Annotated in this window: 1 protein-coding gene and 1 pseudogene; both read left to right on the plus strand. The window is 66.1% G+C overall.

What is annotated here, in order from left to right; translation table 11 throughout:
- Nucleotides 1–647 precede the first annotated feature (647 nt).
- On the plus strand, nt 648–1,868 hold the full coding sequence (locus ACLBYB_RS32510; RefSeq protein WP_447701342.1) for an IS256 family transposase: 1,221 nt from the start codon (nt 648–650) through the stop codon (nt 1,866–1,868).
- 41 nt (nt 1,869–1,909) lie between these two features.
- Nucleotides 1,910–2,036: pseudogene (locus ACLBYB_RS32515) on the plus strand (IS481 family transposase); the annotation flags it as partial.

Here is a 2,036-nt window from a genome sequence, read left to right on the forward strand (position 1 = left end):
CGCATTCGTCCCTGGGCTATCGGCCGCCCGCGCCCGTCAGCTACCCGGATCTGGCCTTCCGGCTACCCATGGCAGCGGCCATGCAGTAGCCTCCCAATCGGCTCGGTCCAAAATATCGGTCAGGTCAGCGAGATCAGTGCGTGCTTTTTCTTCAGGGCTCCCATCGAGCATAGCGGTATTGTAGACCGGAGGGACGCGGGATGAGCGGTACCACCAGTATGCGGAAAAGGCGCCAGACACGGCACCGACAATACCAATCAGCGTGACTGCTAAATTCATCTACGTTCCTTGGATTTTCCAGACCTGTGCAGCCGATAAGATCAGGCGTTTCCCCGCCCCTTGAGCAGATCGGGGCGGGGCCGAGCGAGTTTGTTGATGGCCAGGACCGCCTTCTGAGCGGTGTTCTGCAGGACTCCGCGCTTGCGGGAATGCGCCGCCTAGCTGTTTGATCCCAGGGTTTGATGGTGCAGTTTTCTCACGCGAGTGGAAGGACGCGCTATGGGCCAGGTTCAGCACGGGAGCGCCACGACGACAGCGGCAGTCCGTCGAGCGATACAGCATAGTCAAGCGAGCCTGAGGGCGCTGGCGGCGGCACTGTCAGGAATTTCGTGTGGGGGCGGCCATAGTGGACCCGAAGGAGGTTCCCGATGGCACGACGCAAAGCACCCCGCATCCCTGACGCGATTCTGGACCAGCTCCTGGCCGGGGCCGATCCGAAGACGGCCTTCGAGGCCGATGGCCTGCTGGACGAGCTGAAGAAGGCCCTGGCCGAGCGGGCGCTCAACGCAGAGATGGACCATCATCTGGCGGGCGAGGACGCCGGCAACACGCGCAACGGCTACGGTCGCAAGACGGTCACGACCGAGACGGGCCGGATCGAACTGGCGATCCCGCGCGATCGGCAGGCGACGTTCGACCCGCAGGTGATCGCCCGGTATCAGCGCCGCTTCCCGGGCTTCGACGACAAGATCGTGTCGATGTACGCGCGTGGCATGAGCACCCGAGAGATCGCCGCGCACCTGCGCGAGCTCTACGGGATCGAGGTCTCACCCGACCTGATCAGCGCGGTGACCGACGCGGTCCTGGAGGAGGTCGCCGCCTGGCAAGCCCGGCCGCTGGAGCCGGTCTACCCGATCGTGTTCTTCGACGCCCTGCGGATCAAGGTGCGTGACGAGGGCGTCGTCCGCAACAAGGCCGTCCACATCGCGCTGGGCGTGCGCGCCGACGGCTCTAAGGAGATCCTCGGCCTCTGGCTGGAGCAGAACGAGGGTGCCAAGTTCTGGTTGCGGGTCATGAACGAGCTCAGGAACCGCGGCGTCGAGGACGTGCTGCTTGCCGTGGTCGATGGCCTGAAGGGCTTCCCCGATGCGATCCGGGCGGTGTTCCCCGAGGCGCTGGTCCAGACCTGCATCGTCCACCTCCTGCGCCACAGCCTCGACTTCGTGTCCTACAAGGACCGCAAGCTCGTGGCCGCGGCGCTGAAGGACATCTACCGCGCGCTCGATGCCGCGGCTGGCGAGGCGGCGTTGGCGGCCTTCGAGACAAGCGAATGGGGTCGGCGCTACCCAGCCATCGCCCAGAGCTGGCGACGGGCCTGGGGCGAGGTGGTCCCGTTCTACGCCTTCCCCGGCGAGGTGCGCCGGATCCTGTACACGACCAACGCCATCGAGGCCCTGAACGCCACGCTGCGCCGGGCTGTGCGCGCCCGCGGGCACTTCCCGACCGACGAGGCCGCGCTGAAGCTGCTCTACCTGGTCTTGAACCGCTCCGAGAAGGCGTGGAAGATGGGGCCACGTGAGTGGGTCATGGCCAAGGCCCAGTTCGCCGTCATCTTCGGCGAGCGCTTCACACGGGCCATGGCGGCCTGATGTTCAACCCGCCGCCCGCACACGGAATTCCTGACAGTCCCCTGGCGGCCCGTTACGGCGTCGACCCAAAGACCGTCGCGAAGTGGAAGAAGCGGCCCTCGGTGGCTGACCGGAAGACGGGCCCCACAGAACCCCGATCCACGGTGCTGTCGGCCGAGAACGAGGCGG

This window comes from Methylobacterium sp. D54C (assembly GCF_053345595.1).

What these genes read in the sequence shown, in the direction of transcription:
- ACLBYB_RS32510 (WP_447701342.1), top strand. Translation starts at nt 648, where the DNA reads ATGGCACGACGCAAAGCACCCCGCATCCCTGACGCGATTCTGGACCAG.